This window comes from Leptospira bourretii (assembly GCF_004770145.1).
GTDB lineage: Bacteria > Spirochaetota > Leptospiria > Leptospirales > Leptospiraceae > Leptospira_A > Leptospira_A bourretii.
The window spans coordinates 270,058-288,121 of the sequence record NZ_RQFW01000018.1 but is presented as its reverse complement, the minus strand read 5'-3'; the positions used below and the strand labels follow the sequence as shown (position 1 = coordinate 288,121).

At 36.0% G+C, this 18,064-nt stretch carries 21 protein-coding genes; 13 read left to right on the top strand and 8 right to left on the bottom strand.

The genetic code is table 11. From position 1 onward, the window contains the following. Window positions 1–151: 151 nt before the first annotated feature. The 3 genes from EHQ47_RS13350 (at window position 152) to EHQ47_RS13340 (ending at window position 2,658) form a co-directional block, all read left to right on the top strand. Window positions 152–1,348 carry a hypothetical protein gene (locus tag EHQ47_RS13350; RefSeq protein WP_135777340.1) on the top strand — a complete coding sequence of 399 codons (1,197 nt, stop codon included), beginning with the start codon at window positions 152–154 and terminating at the stop codon, window positions 1,346–1,348. Window positions 1,349–1,471: 123 nt separating this feature from the next. Next, the gene (locus EHQ47_RS13345; protein WP_135748434.1) at window positions 1,472–2,092 is read left to right on the top strand and encodes a hypothetical protein; all 621 of its coding nucleotides are present in this window, start codon (window positions 1,472–1,474) and stop codon (window positions 2,090–2,092) included. Between the two features lie 206 nt (window positions 2,093–2,298). Beyond that, complete coding sequence (locus EHQ47_RS13340) at window positions 2,299–2,658, top strand: cysteine rich repeat-containing protein (RefSeq protein ID WP_135777339.1); 360 nt, start codon at window positions 2,299–2,301, stop codon at window positions 2,656–2,658. A gap of 153 nt (window positions 2,659–2,811) precedes the next feature. Here EHQ47_RS13340 and rnk read toward each other — a convergent pair whose 3' ends face one another. Next, window positions 2,812–3,228 (bottom strand): nucleoside diphosphate kinase regulator, encoded by a 417-nt coding sequence (rnk, locus tag EHQ47_RS13335; protein WP_135777338.1) that lies wholly within the window; start codon window positions 3,226–3,228, stop codon window positions 2,812–2,814. A gap of 149 nt (window positions 3,229–3,377) precedes the next feature. On the opposite strand from rnk, the gene EHQ47_RS13330 reads away from it, so the two are divergent. From EHQ47_RS13330 to EHQ47_RS13310, 6 genes are all read left to right on the top strand, one after another. Beyond that, window positions 3,378–3,815: a MarR family winged helix-turn-helix transcriptional regulator gene (locus EHQ47_RS13330; RefSeq protein WP_135777337.1), complete on the top strand. Its 438-nt coding sequence runs from the start codon at window positions 3,378–3,380 to the stop codon at window positions 3,813–3,815. Between the two features lie 96 nt (window positions 3,816–3,911). Then, on the top strand, window positions 3,912–4,295 hold the full coding sequence (locus EHQ47_RS13325; protein ID WP_208727443.1) for a nuclear transport factor 2 family protein: 384 nt from the start codon (window positions 3,912–3,914) through the stop codon (window positions 4,293–4,295). A gap of 233 nt (window positions 4,296–4,528) precedes the next feature. After that, window positions 4,529–4,699 carry a hypothetical protein gene (locus tag EHQ47_RS19855; protein WP_244290349.1) on the top strand — a complete coding sequence of 57 codons (171 nt, stop codon included), beginning with the start codon at window positions 4,529–4,531 and terminating at the stop codon, window positions 4,697–4,699. Then, the gene (locus EHQ47_RS13320) at window positions 4,692–6,131 is read left to right on the top strand and encodes a TolC family protein (RefSeq protein ID WP_244290348.1); all 1,440 of its coding nucleotides are present in this window, start codon (window positions 4,692–4,694) and stop codon (window positions 6,129–6,131) included. The genes EHQ47_RS19855 and EHQ47_RS13320 overlap by 8 nt, the downstream gene beginning before the upstream one ends. Then, window positions 6,128–9,190: an efflux RND transporter permease subunit gene (locus tag EHQ47_RS13315; protein WP_135777336.1), complete on the top strand. Its 3,063-nt coding sequence runs from the start codon at window positions 6,128–6,130 to the stop codon at window positions 9,188–9,190. The genes EHQ47_RS13320 and EHQ47_RS13315 overlap by 4 nt, the downstream gene beginning before the upstream one ends. Before the next feature lie 11 nt (window positions 9,191–9,201). After that, complete coding sequence (locus EHQ47_RS13310) at window positions 9,202–9,777, top strand: TetR/AcrR family transcriptional regulator (protein WP_244290347.1); 576 nt, start codon at window positions 9,202–9,204, stop codon at window positions 9,775–9,777. On the opposite strand, the gene EHQ47_RS13305 is transcribed toward EHQ47_RS13310, so the two are convergent. Further along, window positions 9,749–10,354, bottom strand: coding sequence for a DNA-3-methyladenine glycosylase I (locus EHQ47_RS13305; protein WP_135748428.1), 606 nt, complete (start codon window positions 10,352–10,354; stop codon window positions 9,749–9,751). The two genes, EHQ47_RS13310 and EHQ47_RS13305, sit on opposite strands and share 29 nt — an antisense overlap. Before the next feature lie 241 nt (window positions 10,355–10,595). Between EHQ47_RS13305 and EHQ47_RS13300 the strand changes: the two genes are divergently transcribed. Then, entirely contained in the window at window positions 10,596–10,874 is a 279-nt protein-coding gene (locus EHQ47_RS13300; RefSeq protein WP_135748427.1) for a hypothetical protein, read from the top strand. A gap of 24 nt (window positions 10,875–10,898) precedes the next feature. On the opposite strand, the gene EHQ47_RS13295 is transcribed toward EHQ47_RS13300, so the two are convergent. Beyond that, the gene (locus EHQ47_RS13295; RefSeq protein WP_135777335.1) at window positions 10,899–11,879 is read right to left on the bottom strand and encodes an alpha/beta fold hydrolase; all 981 of its coding nucleotides are present in this window, start codon (window positions 11,877–11,879) and stop codon (window positions 10,899–10,901) included. Window positions 11,880–12,126: 247 nt separating this feature from the next. On the opposite strand from EHQ47_RS13295, the gene EHQ47_RS13290 reads away from it, so the two are divergent. Beyond that, entirely contained in the window at window positions 12,127–13,113 is a 987-nt protein-coding gene (locus EHQ47_RS13290; protein WP_135777334.1) for a M14 family zinc carboxypeptidase, read from the top strand. Window positions 13,114–13,132: 19 nt separating this feature from the next. On the opposite strand, the gene EHQ47_RS13285 is transcribed toward EHQ47_RS13290, so the two are convergent. Next, a complete protein-coding gene (locus EHQ47_RS13285; protein ID WP_135749260.1) occupies window positions 13,133–13,639 on the bottom strand; it encodes a YdeI/OmpD-associated family protein in 507 nt (168 codons plus the stop codon). 179 nt (window positions 13,640–13,818) lie between these two features. On the opposite strand from EHQ47_RS13285, the gene EHQ47_RS13280 reads away from it, so the two are divergent. Then, window positions 13,819–14,085 carry a hypothetical protein gene (locus EHQ47_RS13280; RefSeq protein WP_135749261.1) on the top strand — a complete coding sequence of 89 codons (267 nt, stop codon included), beginning with the start codon at window positions 13,819–13,821 and terminating at the stop codon, window positions 14,083–14,085. Between the two features lies 1 nt (window position 14,086). After that, complete coding sequence (locus tag EHQ47_RS13275; RefSeq protein ID WP_135777333.1) at window positions 14,087–15,028, top strand: sensor histidine kinase; 942 nt, start codon at window positions 14,087–14,089, stop codon at window positions 15,026–15,028. A gap of 22 nt (window positions 15,029–15,050) precedes the next feature. On the opposite strand, the gene EHQ47_RS13270 is transcribed toward EHQ47_RS13275, so the two are convergent. From EHQ47_RS13270 to EHQ47_RS13255, 4 genes are all read right to left on the bottom strand, one after another. Then, the gene (locus EHQ47_RS13270) at window positions 15,051–16,238 is read right to left on the bottom strand and encodes a hypothetical protein (protein ID WP_135777332.1); all 1,188 of its coding nucleotides are present in this window, start codon (window positions 16,236–16,238) and stop codon (window positions 15,051–15,053) included. Window positions 16,239–16,438: 200 nt separating this feature from the next. Then, a complete protein-coding gene (locus EHQ47_RS13265) occupies window positions 16,439–16,990 on the bottom strand; it encodes an HAD family hydrolase (protein WP_244290346.1) in 552 nt (183 codons plus the stop codon). Window positions 16,991–17,031: 41 nt separating this feature from the next. Next, on the bottom strand, window positions 17,032–17,652 hold the full coding sequence (locus EHQ47_RS13260; protein WP_135747533.1) for a molybdenum cofactor guanylyltransferase: 621 nt from the start codon (window positions 17,650–17,652) through the stop codon (window positions 17,032–17,034). Beyond that, complete coding sequence (locus tag EHQ47_RS13255; protein ID WP_135747532.1) at window positions 17,633–18,064, bottom strand: molybdenum cofactor biosynthesis protein MoaE; 432 nt, start codon at window positions 18,062–18,064, stop codon at window positions 17,633–17,635. The genes EHQ47_RS13260 and EHQ47_RS13255 overlap by 20 nt, the downstream gene beginning before the upstream one ends.

Here is an 18,064-nt window from a genome sequence, read left to right as displayed (position 1 = left end):
TCATTCTGTTTTTGGAGCAATTTTAAAACGTTTTTAACGGTATTTTTGAAATAAATTGAATGGCCGGTTCAGAAAATCATTGTTTTTAGCTTTTGAAAGGACACATTGCAACTGTTAAATCAACACTATGCTAAAAATTGGGGAAATCCTTATGAAAGTTTTTTTGATATTCTTTTTACTGCTGAGTACATTGTTTTGTGGTCCTTCCAAAAAAAATGATCTCACAGATTTATTTATTTTAGGTTCATTGTTTCTTTCTCAAAAGAATATTTCCTTTCGCATTGTGGATCCCCAAAACCCACAGTTTTTATTTCAAAATGCAAAGTCTGGGCTGGGAAATCAATCATTACCAAATCGTTTTTTAAACGATGGTAAATTAACTCATTCAGTTGGTTGTACGAAAGCAAGGATTGAGGTTCATTCTATCTTTTTATGGGAAAAGGGATTGGTTTCTCCAGGCCAAGAACGCATCGCTAATGCTGCGGTAGTTGTTTATGATGGAAAGTGGATTGATAACCTAAGTGGTGGTCGGATGAAAGTTTCTTATCCGCTTGATTCTGGAAAAACTATCTTTGGAATTGGAGGTTTTGACAACGCCAATGCTTATGCTTGGAAAGATGGAAAATATGATCGGATTGGACTTCGTATTGGTTCCATAAAATGTCAATTAGACGATTCGAAATTGGAAAACAAACATAACAAACATTTGGTTTATAGTATGTGGTATGAATCGGAATTGGGAAAATCTGACCCTCAATATGGGAAAAGAAATTTAGTTATGGCTTATCCTTTTGATGATGGCATTGAAAAGGTAAATAGTGTTGATTTTTCTATCTCTGCCACAACAGGTTATTTAGCTTTAAACGTTCTTAGAAATTATCATCCGCAAATTCATAGAAATGCCAGTACGGAAGCTGCCGAACTAGCAGATCCAATAGGGAACAGTTTTTGGGATTATTTAGGTGCCCCATATACTGATCGCCTCGATTTTGAGTATTTAGACAATGAGTATGCAATGGATCGATATACAGAGGATGGAATTATTGTTTTGAATTTACCAGAAGGAAATCGAGAAACTTTGGTTTTAAATATGTTTGCTTTGAATAATTTTGTCTACCAAACAGAACAAGGATTTCCATCTGCTAAGTTTTCTCCCATCGATTTTATAAAATTTGATTATAAACTAAATGAATTTTATGATTATTATTTAAATACAAACTTTATTGTTACCAATGGAAGGTATCTAGAACAATGGGTTCTTCCAACTCCTGGACCAAACCAACCAGATCCTTCCAATGGCAGAGACATTGGTTTTTTCCTTCCTACATTTTCCATTAGTAAAGAATAAAACAAAGTTACTAATTTCTGTGAAACCTTCGGAATGAGGGTTTCATTTCAATTTTCCTGTTTTACTTTTCGCTTTTCTTTTTTTGGTTCTTAAACTGAATAGAACCAAAATAGAAAAATTCCAATGCTCAGTATCATCATTCCAACGGACAATGGCGAAAACTATTTATTTCAAAGTTCCTTACTTGGGTTTGCCAATCATCCAGAGATCGAAATCATTCAAATCAATACATCGGAAGCTGTTACTAGGGCGGAAAGATTAAACATTGGGTTTCACAAATCGAAGGGAGAAATTGTATTATTCCATCATCCAAGAACTAAACTTCCGAAAGAGGCAATCGATCACCTAATCCAGATAAGTTGTAATAAAGAAAAAAAAGAAATTTGGGGAGGTTTTTTGCATCGATTTGATGAGGAACATTTGTTATTACGTTTGATTTCTTGGTATTCAAATTGGATTCGAGTCAAGTATAAGGGAATCGTTTATTTGGACCATTGTGTTTTTTTTGACCGTAAACTTTGGAAATCCGATCTGAGTTTGGATTTTATCTTTGAAGACACGGAATTGAGTTTAAAGTTTAGAAAAATCATTTGGCCAGTTTTACTTCCTTATACCGCCATTACTTCTGCACACAGATTTCAAAAGAACGGGATCATCAAACAGTCCTTACTCAATCTATTTTTAAAATTGGGACATTGGCTACATTTACCTTCCTCAGTTCTCTTTTCATTTTACCAAAAATAAACGATATTCAAAGATTTTTGACAATCATTGTTTTTTTTAAAAAAAAGAGGAATTTCATTTTTGGAATTTTTAAATTGAATGATTTTGTTCAATGCAAGATCCAAATCTTACAATCGAATGGACTATTTTTTGATTTGCAGATAACAAAAAGATCAGGTAAATTCAACCTGACTTTCAATCTAGATAAAATGAGGAACAATAGATTTATGAATCGATTTATACTTTTTCTTTTACTCTGTTTTCATATCAGTTTGTTTGCTGAGACAAAAACAATTTATGAAATTTGTAAACCTGAAATAACCAGTTTTTGTCAGGGAGTCAAACCTACCAAAGCTCGTATTTTACAATGTTTGAAAGAACGTGGGAAAAATTTATCAGAAGCCTGCGAAGCCGGACAAAACGCACTTTCAGATTCGATGAAGGAGAAGTCCCAAGGATTTTGCAAGGAAGATGTGAGTGAATACTGTCGTTGGATCATTCCGGGAGGAGGTCGTATTCTGAAATGTTTGTTTCAAAATGAGGCTTCGATTTCTGCTCCCTGTAAAGCCGTATTAAACGAAAACTGACAAGCGCTAGTGGATCCGTAGGGCCTTGGTCTGCCGTATGGCAGACGGGAGCGTATGCGGACCCCGTAGGAGCCCGGCCCATAAAGGATAAGACCACCAAATGACATTGGATTGGGAGCGCCAAACCTATGTTAAATTTAATGGTTTTTATTTTTAGAGATGAAAGTCACCGTTGGCTTCTGGTTGGTATTTGACATTGGTGATTTGGAAGAGATTTTCACCTCCAGGAAACTTCCATTGGATGACATCTCCGGTTTTGTAACCTAATACGGCTGTTCCGATAGGAGCTAAAACTGAAATTTTGTTTTCTTCTGAATTTGCTTCTTCTGGAAATACCAATTGAAATTCTTGAAACTCTAATTCTTCGAGGTTTTTTAACTCGATGATTGAGTTCATTGTGACGAAGTTAGCTGAAATAACATGTGAGTCTACTTTTTGTGCTCTTTCAATTTCACCGAGTAGATCTTTGATATTGTTATCTACTTTGTTTTTTTTGGTATGATCCGAAATCATGAGTTTGAGTCGGTCATAATCAAAATGTGTTAGACATATTTTGTTTTGTGTATTCATTAAAATACTCCTTTTAATTTGTGCAAAAACTTTATACTATAATGTATGGGAAGTTTCTGTCAAGGATGATTGATTGGAAGATCTGTTCTCTGGAATCTTATATTCCTTGACAAATATTTGGTTTTTTTTATTGTTGCTATAGCAACAATATGTCTGATACATTTGATTTAGAAAATTCCTATGCTTATTTGATTTATCGGACTGTCCGTGCCTTACGACGTCAGTTTATGAGACTTGCTTCTACAAATGGGTTGGAGTTATTTCCAGAGCAGTGGTTTGTTCTCGTTCGTTTGGTGAAACAACCTGGTTGTAGCCAGTCTGATTTAGGAAGGGATTTTGATGATCGGCCTTCTATGGCTCGTGCTCTACGTAATATGGAAGAGAAAGGTTGGATTAAAATTCAAGCCGACCCCGAAGACCGAAGAAAAAATCAAGTATACCCCACAAAAAAAGGGATAGAGATTTATCAGTTGATGGCTTCTGTTGTGACAGAAGAGAGAAAACGGATGTTTAAAAAACTTTCAACTCAGGATTTTAAAACGTTCAAACGGATTATTGATCAAATTTATGAGGAATCAATGGATTGATTTTTTTTACATATATTGTTGCTATAGCAACAATTATAAGTCATTGGATGATAAGTGTGATTGTATTTTAGTAATCTCAAAATAAGGATAAGGATAATGACAAACCAAACAAAAGTAGAAACAAATCAAGATATTTTGAAAAGAGAGTTTCTCTCTCTTATGAAGAATATTGATCAAAGAAAAATTGCAGAAGTGGAGTCTGGGTTTCATTCGGACTATGCAGATAGTGTGTCTATCAAGGGAAGTGCTTCTGTATTTAGTTCTGATAAAACAAAGTATATTGATTCCCTAAAAGAAGGAAAAATTGGTGGAGTGGACAGGGCTGTGAATATCCATTCAATTGAATTTTTGGATCAGTTCGGATTTGTAAAAGCAGATTTGGAAAGTCCAGTGATGAAGTTTCAATCCTTGTATACGTTCTACAACGATCAGGAGCGGTGGAAAATGATCAAAGCTGTTGTGGTGGCCGAAAAGAAATAAAGTGAAGTCAACCATGTCCGGAAGGTTTTTGGTTTAAGGGGATGGTCCCAGATTGAAAAACCTTTCTGGACTCTCTGCCGTTGCAGCAACTGCATTGGATCAAAGGGAACTTTTGTTCCGAAAGTCATAAATCCTCTTACGTTTTTTCAAATTTCCTCGTACAACTCCGGCCTGTTTCTCGATTTCTAAGGATTCTAATTTTTTTGCTTGTATGGAAACAAAGAAAACTGTATTTGTTTCATAAAGAAACAAAGGATACAAAATATGTTTCCAAAGCAAATGATCGAAACCAAGAATTTTTCCTCCACCATTTGTCTCGCGGCAGTGCTTTTCGCCCTTTTCGCTGGAATGGGGCCACTTTCAGCCAAGGAACCGGAGCGAACCACCTCCTTGCGGATGGATGATATCCTAAAGATGGCCTGGGAAAACCAAGTTGGCCTACAAACTCTCAAACTGCAGTTAAAGACGACAAACTACGATTGGGAAAAAGCAAACGGGGCTTACGCATGGACTGCAGAGGCGAAAGGGACGGCAAAGAATACCACAAACTTCAACCTTCCTCAATATGCCATCCAAGGAACAAGAATCACAGATAACAGCCTGCAGGCGGGAATCAATAAAAAGTTTAGCACAGGAACAACATTTGGAATTGCAGTCATCGACAATCGTTTTGAAACGAATGCCGGTAAAACACAAAATTCGAGTGGGTTCTCTAGTTTTGCGCAACCTTCTTACCATTTTGCGACGGTCGGTATCAATATCAGCCAGGATCTCCTGAAAAACTTTTTTGGATACCAAGACAGATTAAAATTAGCGACTGCTAGACGGTCTTCCTCCATTCAAAGATTAAATACATTGGATTCTTTATCAAAAAGTTTGGTGAATTCACTCATTGAATTTTGGAATTTAAGTTTGTCAGAGGAGATTTTTCAGACAAATTCATCTCTTCTTGGAAATGCAAAAACGATTCGGGATATTTATTCTAAAAAAGCCAACTTTGGATTGGATCCAACAGGTGATATCCACCAATGGAATTCCATTGTTCTAACCGCTACCAGTGCTGTTAAAAATTCCGAATTGGAAAGAAACAAAAACAGACGTGATTTGCTTGCCTCTCTTGGTAAGGAACCGGAAGAGAACTTTTCTTTTTTACCAGTTTTGATTGAGGAAAAAATTGCCGTCACTTCGAACTACGAAGAAGAAGTGATCTCTGCCCTTGAAAAAAGATATGATGTGCGAGCAGCACTCTTACAACTAAAGAACTCTGAAGACAATTTTAAATCAGCAGACAACGGTTTGTTGCCAAAGTTTTCGGTAGGTGGGACATACAATTTTAAAAATTATGACCAACAGTTTCCCCAAGATTTTTATGGAATCCTTGGTGGAAGGTTCAATCAAAATACTGCCGAATTTAAATTGGAATATCCATTAGGAAATGAGATTGCCGAAGCTGAATACAAAAAAGCCGAATCAGAAAAAAGACAAGCGCAGTTGGAATGGACAGAAGCTCAAAACAAAGTAAGGGCTGATTTATTATCGAAACGAGAAAACTTAAACGTTAGTTACGAACTCTTTTTGGAAGCCAAAAAAAACAAAGAGGAAAGTAAACTTTTTTATGATAAAGCTTTGTCTGCTTTTCGTAATGGAAGAGGGACTTCCGTTGTATTAAAAAATGCTATGGATGCCTATGTTAGGTCTCAGTCCAATCATTCCCAATCTCTCATCACTTACAATATCGCCATCGTACAATATGAAATTTCCAAAGGGACTTTCTTTGAAAAATATTCATTAGATCCAGAACAACTAACATTACTTAATACAGAGGAAAATCAATGAATTTAGCAAAATTATCAATACAAAGGCCAGTATTTATCGCCTGTACGGTGATTCTCATCGTTGTGGTTGGGATTGTGAGTTTTGGTAAACTCGGGGTTGAAAACTTCCCTGATATGAGTATTCCCACCATATCCGTTAATGTTACTTATCCAGGTGCGGCTCCCAATGAAATTGAAACCTTGGTCGCCAAACCAATTGAAGACGAACTTTCTACCATTTCAGGATTAAAAAAACTCCGATCTATTTGTAATGAAGGTTCGGCAGTGATTGTGGCTGAATTTTCCTCTGAAACTGTAATCAGTTATGCGGAGCAACAAATCAGGGACAAGGTAGCCTTTGCCAAAAAAAAATTACCAGCCGAATTGGAAGAACCAGTCATCAAACGATTGGATCCAGCTGACCAACCGATCTTAAGTATTTCCCTTCAATCCAAATTAGGTGATAACGAGTTTTATGATTTTGCCTCTGAAACAATCAAACAAAGGTTAATTTCTGTTTCGAATGTAGGTTCAGTGGACATCATTGGTGGGCGAAAAAAAGAAATTTGGGTAGAGTTAGATCGAAATCAATTGAAAGCAAGGAATTTATCTGCCTCACAGGTTTCACAGAAAATTGCTGCCGGTGGTGCCAATATTCCTGCCGGGAAAGTTCGCGGGAAAGATTCCGATTTATCTTTTCGAACGATCAATGAATACAGAAGTTTTGATGAAATTCGAAATGTTCCTATTAGTTTTTTGAATAACGAAATTCCCATTCAGTTGTCAGATGTGGGACGTGTCCTTGTAGGTTCGGAAGATATTACTTCCCTTGCTTATTGGAATGGAAAACCTGCTCTTTTTTTACTGGTTTATAAACAATCGGGAGCTAACTCCGTGCAGGTGGCAGAAGGAGTTAAGAAGAAGGTCAGCGACCTTCAGAAAGAATTTCCGGAAGTAACTTTCGATTATTATAATGATTCTTCCAAAGTGGTAAAAGATAATGTTTGGGACGTAGAAGAATCCATCTACATTGGAATTGCACTGACGATCATTGTAGTTCTATTCTTTTTGGGGAGTGTCCGTTCGACTTTAATTACAGGCCTTGCTCTACCTACCTCACTCCTTGGATCTTTTATCCTTATGGGTCTTGCTGGATTTACCATCAATCAAATGACATTACTTGCCATGTCTCTTGCGGTAGGACTTCTCATTGATGATGCAATTGTGGTCAGAGAAAATATCCATAGACATAAAGAAATGGGTAAAGATAGCAAACAGGCTGCCCTTGATGGAACAAAAGAAGTCACACTTGCTGTTCTTGCTACTACCTTCGCCATTCTTGCCGTGTTTGGTCCGATTGCTTTTATCGATGGAGTGATTGGACAAATTTTACGTCCCTTCGGGCTTACCGTTTGTTTTGCCTTACTCATTTCCTTATACGATGCTTTAACCATTGCTCCAATGATGTCAGCTTACTTTGGGGGAGAACTCAAAACCAAAGAGCCAAACAAAATAGAAAAATTTCTTTCGATTCCCTTACATGCCTTTGACAGGTTCCAAGAAAAGTTAACGAATGGATATGTAAAAACATTGGAGGTATCAACCAAACATCCATTGTTGATATTGGCGATTGCTCTTTTTATATTTGTAAGTAGTATATTTGTTTCTAAAACGTTAAAATCTGAATTCATCCCCACACAGGATTTAGGTCAATTTACAGTGACCTTTGAATTGCCGCCGGGTTCTAGTGTTGAGGCGACAAAAAAACTAAATGAAGAAGTGAATGCACTTTTGCGATCTAAGAAAGAAGTGTATCTAACTGCTGGATATGTAAAACAAAACAAAATTGATATTTATGTGGAACTTGTATCTTCTAAAAAAAGAAAACTCAATACTCCTCAGTTTAAGGAATACATCAGAAAGGAACTCACTCCCTATGCTGATGCAAAACCAATAGTCAAAAACTATGATGCGATTGGTGGTGGGCAAAGATCCTTTTCTTTTGTCATTACTGGAAATGATGCGGAAAAAATGGAAGCCTATAGCAAACTTCTCTTTGAAAAAATCAAAAAAATTCCTGACTTAACAGATCCTGACATTAGTTTGCGAGAAGGTGCCCCTGAATTTAAAATTGTTCCGAAAGGAGAACAAATTGTTAGGTTAGGTGTGAACCCGCAGGCTCTGGGTCGCGAACTAAGAACCATCGTTGAGGGTGATACTTCGGCAGTGTTTCGTGAAAATAACTTAGAATACGACATCCGTGTTCGTATGTTAGAAGATCAAAGGAATATTGAGAAGAATTTTAATCAGGTCATGGTTCCGAATATCAACGGTTATCTGGTTCCACTTTCTTTTGTAACCTCTGGAGTTTCGACCACGGGCCCTGCCACCATCCAAAGACAAAACCGAAGTCGTTCGGTTGAAATCTCCGCAGATACCAATCCCAATGGGCGAGGGTCTGGATACACAATGTCCGAACTACAAAGGATATTAAAAGAAGACCTACCTCTTCCAGAAGGACTCAAAGTTTCCTATAGTGGACAAACGGAGAACTTGGAATCTACGGGAAAAAATATGGCCATTGCGCTTGGGCTTGGAGTTGTGTTTATTTATCTGGTGCTTGCTTCTTTGTATGAAAGTTTTATCATTCCCATCTCCATATTGGTGGTGATTCCTTTGGCAATGACGGGAGCATTTTTCGGACTTTATCTAACCGGGAAATCAATGGATATATTTGCTAACATTGGAATGATTTTACTTTTTGGATTGGCAACTAAAAATTCGATTCTTCTCATTGATTTTGCAAAAGACTTACAAAATACTGGAGTGGATACGAGGACGGCGCTCATTGAAGCGGGTCGGGCAAGGTTAAGACCTATCCTAATGACATCGATTGCACTGATTGCAGGTATGTTGCCTGTGGCCATTGGACTCAATGAAGCCTCGAAACAGAGAACCAGTATGGGAGTGACTGTGATTGGAGGTTTGATTTCCTCAACGATTTTGACTCTCTACGTGATCCCAGCGGTTTACCAGTATATTACACGGATGATTGATTCCATGAAGAAAAGGAAAAAGTGAGGGTTTTGCATTTGGATCCAGTTCAAATTAGAATATTAGAAAAAGCGGAAGAACTTTTCCTGAAGTATGGATATTCCAAAACAAAAATGGAAGAAATTGCAAGTTCTTTAAAGATTAGTCGCAAAACTTTGTATAAATACTATTCCAATAAACAAGACCTTATGGAATTTTATATGGATCATAAACAATCGGAGATTCAGAAAATCATCCAAGAGATTGCAGATGATGAGACCTTGACTGCCGTGCAGAAGTTTTCTAAAATGCACAGATCGCTTGTGGAGGAATCACCGTATGTGATGAATGATTTGTTTATCCGAGAAATTTCTGAAATGTTTCCGCAACATATGGAACGATTTAAAAAACGAAGGGAAAAAGAAATTCCTGAATCGATTGGCAAAATATTTAATATGGCGAAAATGAAAGGAGAACTTCGGGACGGCTTTATGCCCGAGGTCGCCGTTCATCTCTTTCTTTCTTCGATTGAAATGATTCTTAGTAACAAAAATTCTATCACAATTCCACTGAACATTCATGAATTTCAACTGGAAGTTGTAAATGTTATTTTTTATGGGGTTCTGAAGAGATAGAAGTTAATTCTTTATAACGAAAACAACTTTCTATATGGTCATTCACCAAGCCACAGGCCTGCATATGAGCGTAAATGACCGTACTGCCTACAAACTTGAACCCGCGTTTGATTAGATCTTTGCTTAAATTATCTGATTCAATGGTAGTGGCTGGGACTTCAGTTAAACTTTTTCTTTTTTTGTTAATGGTTTTGTGACCAACAAAACTCCAAATATATTGGTCGAAAGAACCAAACTCTTTTTGGATTTCTAAAAAACGTTTTGCATTGTTGACTGCTGCAAAAACCTTCAATCGATTTCTTATTATCGATGGATCGAGAAGTATCTTTTCCAATTTTTGATCAGTGAATTTTGCAACCTTGATGGGATCAAAGTTTGCAAAAACTTTTCTGTAACCTTCTCGTTTTTTTAAGATCGTCGACCAACTAAGGCCTGCTTGTGCTCCTTCTAAGATCAAAAATTCAAAATGGGTTTGGTCATCATGAACGGGAACTCCCCATTCCTTATCATGGTATTGGATGTATTGGTCAAATTTGAGACACCAGGAACATCGTTCCGTTTCTGTATGCGTTTTCATGTATCGAGATCCATTCTGCAAACCAAAAGGATTCATTTCGAAATCAATTGGCTTTTTATCTTACCATAACTTAGAAATTGTACGGAACTAGTCAATGCAATTGCAATCGATGATTCAGTGGTAGGTTTCAGTAACTCTTTGTGGTATGGTTTTGAGTATTGAGTAAAAAATTTATTGCCTTTTGGTTGCATCTCTTGTTAAACTTGCCCTCTATGAAATTGGGAAAGTTTAAGGAGTAGATATGAATCGATTTTTAATTCTAAAGTTACTAGTGGTTTTTGTTTTTTCTATTTCTCCCTTACTTGCGGAAGAATGCGAAGAAAATGATCTCTCCTGCAAAATGCAGGGCAAAGTAGAAACTGCTGAAAATGAACCGGCTTTAAACCCTGATAAAGTGGAAGGTAAAGTTCATAAACTTTGTACCAAAAAACCAGACAGCACCAAGTGTTTGAAAAATCCCGATTGTTATTGGGATTCTACTGTTAAGGGTGGGAAGTGTAAAGGAAAGGGACATCCGTAAAATTTCAGCGAATAGGGGATTTCGTTATTGGGAAATTCCCATTTTTTTTTCATTTAACCCAAAAAGAAAATTTTCAATCGCATTGTCTCTTTCTTTGATTTTGTCAAAAAGGATTCCATAGTGGTTTGTTTTGATTTCTTTTCCATTAGAGTTCGGAATTCTCTTCAACATAGAATCAAAAGAAGATTTTGGTAATAAATCATCTTTTGGAAATAAATTCATCTCAGTAGCCCGTAGAATTAAGGTAGGTGTTGTTATTTTTTCAAAATTTAAAGTTTTGTTGTCTTTCATTTTTGAAAAAACTCGTTTTGGATCTTGGATTAAATATTTGAATATTTTATAAAAATCCATAGAACCTCCCATCTCTTTCAATTCTTCTTCCATAACGAAACCTGGCATATGGCAGATGAAACCATCTTTGGTTTTGTGTAGTTCTAATCGGAAGTATTCCTCTATCTCTTTGGACCATCTTGGTACAAGAGGAGAGTTTTGAATGAGTTTTAAATATTCGGATACTGTTGGATAAATAATATCCAATCTTTCAAAAGATTGTTTTAATACTTTTAGAACTTGGATTCTTTTTGGCAAAGAAAGAAGCCCACCTCCGTCCATGAGTATCATCCCTTTTATTTCATTTGGATAAAGAATGGCATAACGAAGAGCAATCATACATCCAAAGGAATGTGCAAAAAATATTGGATTTTTAACTTTGTAATGTGTCAGGATCGACTTTAGATCATCGAGATGGTTACGAAATCCATAATTGGATTCAGGTTTGTCCGATTTTCCGCGTCCTCTCAGATCATAAGAGATTACCCGATGGCCTAAGCGGTTGAGTCGCTCGGCAAGAGATTTCATAGAATATAGGTTGCCTGATAAACCATGGAGACAAATGATTGTTTGTTTTTTTCCTGGCCAAATCCCTGTGTGAATTTTGATTCCATTTGAATTAATCCACTCTTCTCTGTATTTCTTTTGTTTGGATTTGGCAGTTGGTTGATTCATAAAATTGATTCGTAATGAAAGAGGGTTCTTTACTATTGAAATCATAAAATGGTTTTGAGTTTATGATTTCAATAGAATTAGTTTGTTTCTCTTTTTGTTTTCTTATATTTTTCGTAACCAAATTGTAATATATTTTTCTTAAATAGAATTTCTCTAAAATGATTCTTTTTGCGAGAGTGAGGAATGTCCCTTCAAATGATAGAAGGTAATTGGGACAAAGTAGGCCAGGGAAAGTAGGTAATGATTGATGCTTAGAGGAATGAAACGTCTAAATCGATATGAAAATAGGATATTAAAAATCGTTAAGTTAGGTGGTAAATTAGTCCGATTCAAACAGTTTGGTTTTTCAACCAAAACGGAAGTTGGGTTTCGTTTTCCAATTTATGTTTTAGAGATTGGGAAAGAAAGTGCTATCAAACGGAATGTAGCTGGTCTTGTCGCAGGTGTACATGGACTCGAAACAATCGGTATCCGTGTTCTGTTGGATTTTTTGGATGATCTCTTCGCTCGCAAAACTTCTGAATTGTATCGTGAAATTAAAGATGGTGAATTAGGGATTGTTTGTATTCCTATCTTAAATCCTGGTGGGGTTGCAATGAAACGTAGATCAAATCCGAATGGTGTCGATTTGATGCGCAACTCCGGCGTGGAAGCTGTGAAAGCTCCCTTCTTTTTTGGCGGGCATAAAATTTCGAATGTCTTTCCTTATTATCGAGGAAATATTTTGCAAGCTGAGTCGAGAGTTTTGGATCGTTTTTATAGTGAATACTTTTTGCCTGCTAAAAATACAATGATTCCAGTGATAGACATCCACTCAGGATTTGGTGCAGTGGATCATGTTTGGTGGCCTTATGCAGGAACACATGATCAATGTGTGGACGAATCGTTGTTTCAAAAAATAGCAAATCATCTTACTACTAGGTTAAATCATATATTATATCGATTTGGACCTCAGAGTGAGACTTATACAACACATGGAGATCTTTGGGACCGTTTGTATAACGAATTTCAAAAAACAAAAGAACTTTCACCTACAAAAGATTCAAGGTTTCTTCCATTAACGCTTGAGATTGGAACTTGGTCAGATATCCAATTAGATCCTTGGAAAGTTTTTAGAAAACGTGGGATTTTTAATCCGGCAAGAGAGTCCAAAAAAGAATCGATCATAAGTCACAGAAAATTTCTAACGGATGTGTTGCGGTTGGCTAAAATGAAACCAGAAGAATTGTTGTAATAGATTTTAAAATTTCGATTTAAAGTTTTTTATTCATTTCTCTTCCTAAAAACTTTCCTTTTCCCAACAGATAAAGGATGACTCGCTCTACGTTATCTTTTTTACTTTTTTCCGATTTTACTTTAAAGATATAACGCATGATTTCATTTTGAAGAGAGGGGCTTAAACTTTGAAATATTTTTTTTGCTTCTTTGTTTTTGGCGAGGGCCTCTTGCAGTTCTGGAGAAACGGGGTGTTCTGCTGATTCTGGATTGAATTTTATTTCAAACCGTGCCTTATCTCCAACTTCTTTTTTGGCTGCCTTTCTCATGGGAGTATTGAGATAAAGCCGCCATTCTCCTTGGTATTTAACGAGCGTTTGTGTAAATTCGAATCCTTCCATTTTGAGAATCACTCTAATTTTACCTCTATCTGTTTGTGCTTGTTCCATTAGGGTAATTAAAATAGGTTTTGGCAAAAAAACAAACGGGTTGATCCCTATGATTTCTATTTTGGCAGTAAATGGTAAAAATTGGTGGTCGGACATTCTGTTTTTGTATGAAACAGATTTCTACCCGGACAATCAATTTTTTTTAAAAAGCTTTGATTCAATTAATTTCAGATGTTTTATGTTCCCTTTTTTCGGAAATTATCACTTTACCGTAAACAAAACCCTGTTATAGTATATCCTCTGGAAAAGTAGAATTCACTCGGAATTGAGAAGATATGTATCAAATTAGTGAAGTATTGAATCTTATTTTTGACACGATTGGGTTACTCATCACCTTACGCCTACTTTGGTCAGGACTTATCCCCAAATTCTATTATTTGATTTTAGGATTCGTTTGTGTTTGGCTTAGCAATATTTTTACAGTTGTGGAAGGTTATGTTTTCCCTGACTTTTTTAATGTATTAGAGCATTCGTTTTACTTTATTTCTTCCTTACTTTTTTTGGTCAGCTTGAGAAAAGAGATCCTGGTGGCTGCGCGCTGATATGGGTTTTATAGCAATACTCAACCTGTTAAGTTTGTTGGTTTATGTATTCGCAATTGTTATTATCATAAGAAGTTTAATTCGTAAGCCAAGTTATCGAGGGGAAGGAGCATTCGTCTTAATTTTGGCGACGATACCTTGTTATGTGAGCATTTCTAATGTTTTTGAACATGGATTTTCTATCGATTATTTCGATGATTATGAAGGTTTTTTTAAAGACCTTTATGCGATGTTTTTTTTGATTTATCTCTATGTCCATTCTGTCAAAAAAGAACAGGCCCAACGAATTGAACATGAGAGGCAGATAAAATCCGATTTTAAGTTAAAAACAAAGTTATTAACCGAAATTCATCATAGGGTGAATAATAATTTACAAATCATATCTGGACTTTTGGCAATGCAAGTAGAGTCAGAGAATGATATAAAATTAACTACCTCCTTGGGTTTGATTCAGAATCGTATAATGGCGATTGCTTCTGTTCATAAGATTATTTATGGTTCACCTAATTTGTTATATGTTGATTTGAATCGTATTTTTGATTCTATTTTGGGTAATTTAAAAAATACTTATATAAACAATGAAAACAAATTTGAGCTACATGATTCTATTGAAAAAGGATTGGAAATGGATTTAGATAGGGCTATTCCTATGGGTCTGATATTAAATGAACTTGTCTCTAATTCCTTTCGACATGCGTTTATGAGTCGGAATTCTGGAACGATCAATGTCCATCTCGGAAAAGAGGAAGATCAATTTTTACTGATTGTAAAAGACGATGGCCCCGGAATTGATAATACAGTGTTAGATGGGAAAGGTATGGGTTTAACTCTCGTGAAAAATCTAGTAAAACAATTACGAGGGACCATCGTATTTGAAAAACGAAGTGGCTCAATCATTGAAATTAGATTTCCAATTTTAAATCAAAACCCAATTCATATTTAGTTTTGAATGTATATCTTGGGATTTATGGAACGTTAACTTTTCCCGTGATATAATTATCAACAAACCCATTCGGACCATCTTTTACAAGATAAGAAGAAAGAACAATACACGAATGAGCGTAGGTCGTGACATCGAAACTTCTGTTTTCGGTTTGGTATTCACCTGCACCTATGGGAGAGAAATGTTCAATCCATGCAAGATTGGCGGGTCCAGTACCGCCACTTGGAGTGGTACTGTTGGCATCTAAAGATAGGTAATCTTCTAAATTAGATTCAAGATTTGTTTTTGCAATATAATTCATTTGGTTACCAACCAAATCGACAACCAAACAATGTGTGCTACAGTTTCCAATTGTGGCAGGTGCGTTGACACTACCAGCACATGGGGAAGGTGGTGGGGCAGGAGGAGTTGTATCGATACTTCGATTTCCTTTTGCATCGGCTGTGGCACCAACAACAATGATTTTGTATGATGCGTTTAGTTCTGGGGTTAAAAATAAAAAATTTCCTAAAGAAGTATCGTAATAGGTAGCTTTGATATAATTGATTACGTTATAATTATCAGCGGCGAGCGCGATGATACTCGGTCTACCTATGTATGCATCTAGTTTCGTAAACGGACTCAAGTCTGCTCCCGCTTGGAACTTGACTCGAATGACTTGGTATTCAGTTCCTCCAATTAACGAACGTTTTGTTTCGTAAGTAATTGCAGGTAAGATGATGGAATTCGGTGGAATTGTTGGAGGATTTGGGGGGATGGTTGTCACTTCTAAGTAAGAAACAATCTTTCCTTCCTTTTTAAAGGTTAAGATGACTTTGAATCTTCTAGTGTAGTCCGAATAAGAAAAAGGAATCGAATTTGTTTGGTATAGATCTTCTTTTTGATTCAAATGTCCTATGACTTGTTTGGTTTGAGTATTAAAAGAAATCTCACTAGGGTTCCCTAAAAATGCCTCTACAGTCTCTGACTCTCCTTTGGATTCTTTTAATTTGTATTCAATGAGAATGTCTTGGAATTGGATGTTTCCATCTTTTCGGTAAAAAGTTTTTGATTCTACTGATTGAAATTTTTCTTCTAATGATGTAGCAACAGACTGTCCATTAAAACTTAATAGTGCGATAGTTGAGAGATCTGTTCCGGTTGAACTTTGGTTACAAGAAAATAGGAAAGAAACGGAAATGGTAATTATGTTAAAAGAAAGAACTCTCATTTATTTTTATAACAATTGTTAAAGAGTTTAAAGTCAAATTTTTGTTAAAATTTACCATAAATTTGGAAGTTAATTAACATAGTCAAACATTATAATATATGAAAATTAATGTTGTCGTGGATTTCTGGATTCCCTCGTATTTTTTCACAAGATACACTACAAAAAAGTTTTTGATTGGTGAGGGAATTTCCTAAATTTGGTTAGAGGTAGAGCAATTCATCCAATTGTCTGATACAGTGGGTTGCAGATTCCCTAAACGGAAACTTCCCTTCTGGATCAATGTAGACAGTTTCGACACCGGCAGCATAACCTGCCTCAAGATCATAAACATAATCACCGACCATCACTGTCTCATGTGGCTTTGCGTTCCAAAGTTCCATCAAACGTAAAATTCCTTCTGGATTTGGTTTTGGTATGGCACGTTCACGACAGAAAATATAATCTTTATGAAAATAATCTAAAAGACCAGTTGCTTTCAATGTTTCGACTGAGTTATGGAAACTATTTCTCGTGAGAATTCCTAAATGATTCGAACTAACATTTATTTTTTGAAGTAGTGTCAAACAACCAGGTGATGGGTTTGCCATTTTTGCAATTTCTAATTCGATAGTATCCAACTGTTTTCGTTTCTCCAAAGATTCCTCTGGAGGCAAGCGAGAAAGAGAAGTAAGAATATCTGTATCTTGGGGAAGACCTAACTGTCGTTTAATATCCGAAAAATCATGAATTGCAATTGTCAAAGTGCCATCCATATCGAAGATCCAATTTGTTTTTCGCTGATGGAAGTCCAATTTTATAAATCCTTTTTAGAGTTTATGTTCCTGAAGTTATATTCTTCATTTGAAGGTAAGTTTAGAATGATTGGCTTTGGTAACATATTTCTGATTCGTTTTTGTAAAGAAAATTCAGGGGTTTTATCCTGAAAAATTGATTTGGTCCATTCGGATAAAAGCGCATAGGAATAAATTCCACATAATGGTTCTAAACCAGAGTTTGATTTGTAAAAAATTCCCTGTATTGGTGTGGTTTGCGTATGATAAACATCTAACAATCTTTTGATGGTTCGTAATTTAACGAATGGGATATCAATCGGTAAAAAATAAATAAAATGATCGGATAAATTGTTTTCTTTTAGATAAAGATAGGAGGAAAGAATTCCTTTTAGGGGACCTTCGATTGGAAGGTCTTTGTCCAGGATAAAAGATGTTTTTGGGATGTATTTTGCATATAGATCAATTTGTTCTTCACGAAGTGAAATAAAAATAGACTTACTAAAAACATTGAGTTTTTTGAATGATCTGCTTAAGAAATTGGAGTTTTGGTGAATCGAAACCAAACCTTTGTCCTCTCCCATTCTTACGCTTTTTCCTCCAGCTAACAAAACAAAAGTGGGATTAGTGTTCGTGCAATTCATCCACGCAGCCTTTGGACCATTCAGAACTTCCATTGATATAAAACTCTTTTTTCCAAATTGGTACTTCGTGTTTGACTCGGTCAATGATGTATCGATTTGCCTTGTATGCTTCATCTCTATGGATGGATCCGGTACTGACTATAACTGCCACTTCACCTAAATTTAATTTTCCTAACCGATGGATACAATCTGCATATTGTAATTCCCATTTTTGGAACGCATCCGCAATGATGTTTGCGATCATTTGGTTTGCCATTTCTGAATAGGCTTCATACTCTAAATGTGTTACTTGTTTTCCATCATTGATGTCTCGCACAATTCCTGCAAATAAAACATATCCACCCATACTCGGTAGAGCAGGGAACTCAGTTGGTAGTGATAGTTTTTCTTCTGTGATGTGTTTAAACGTCAT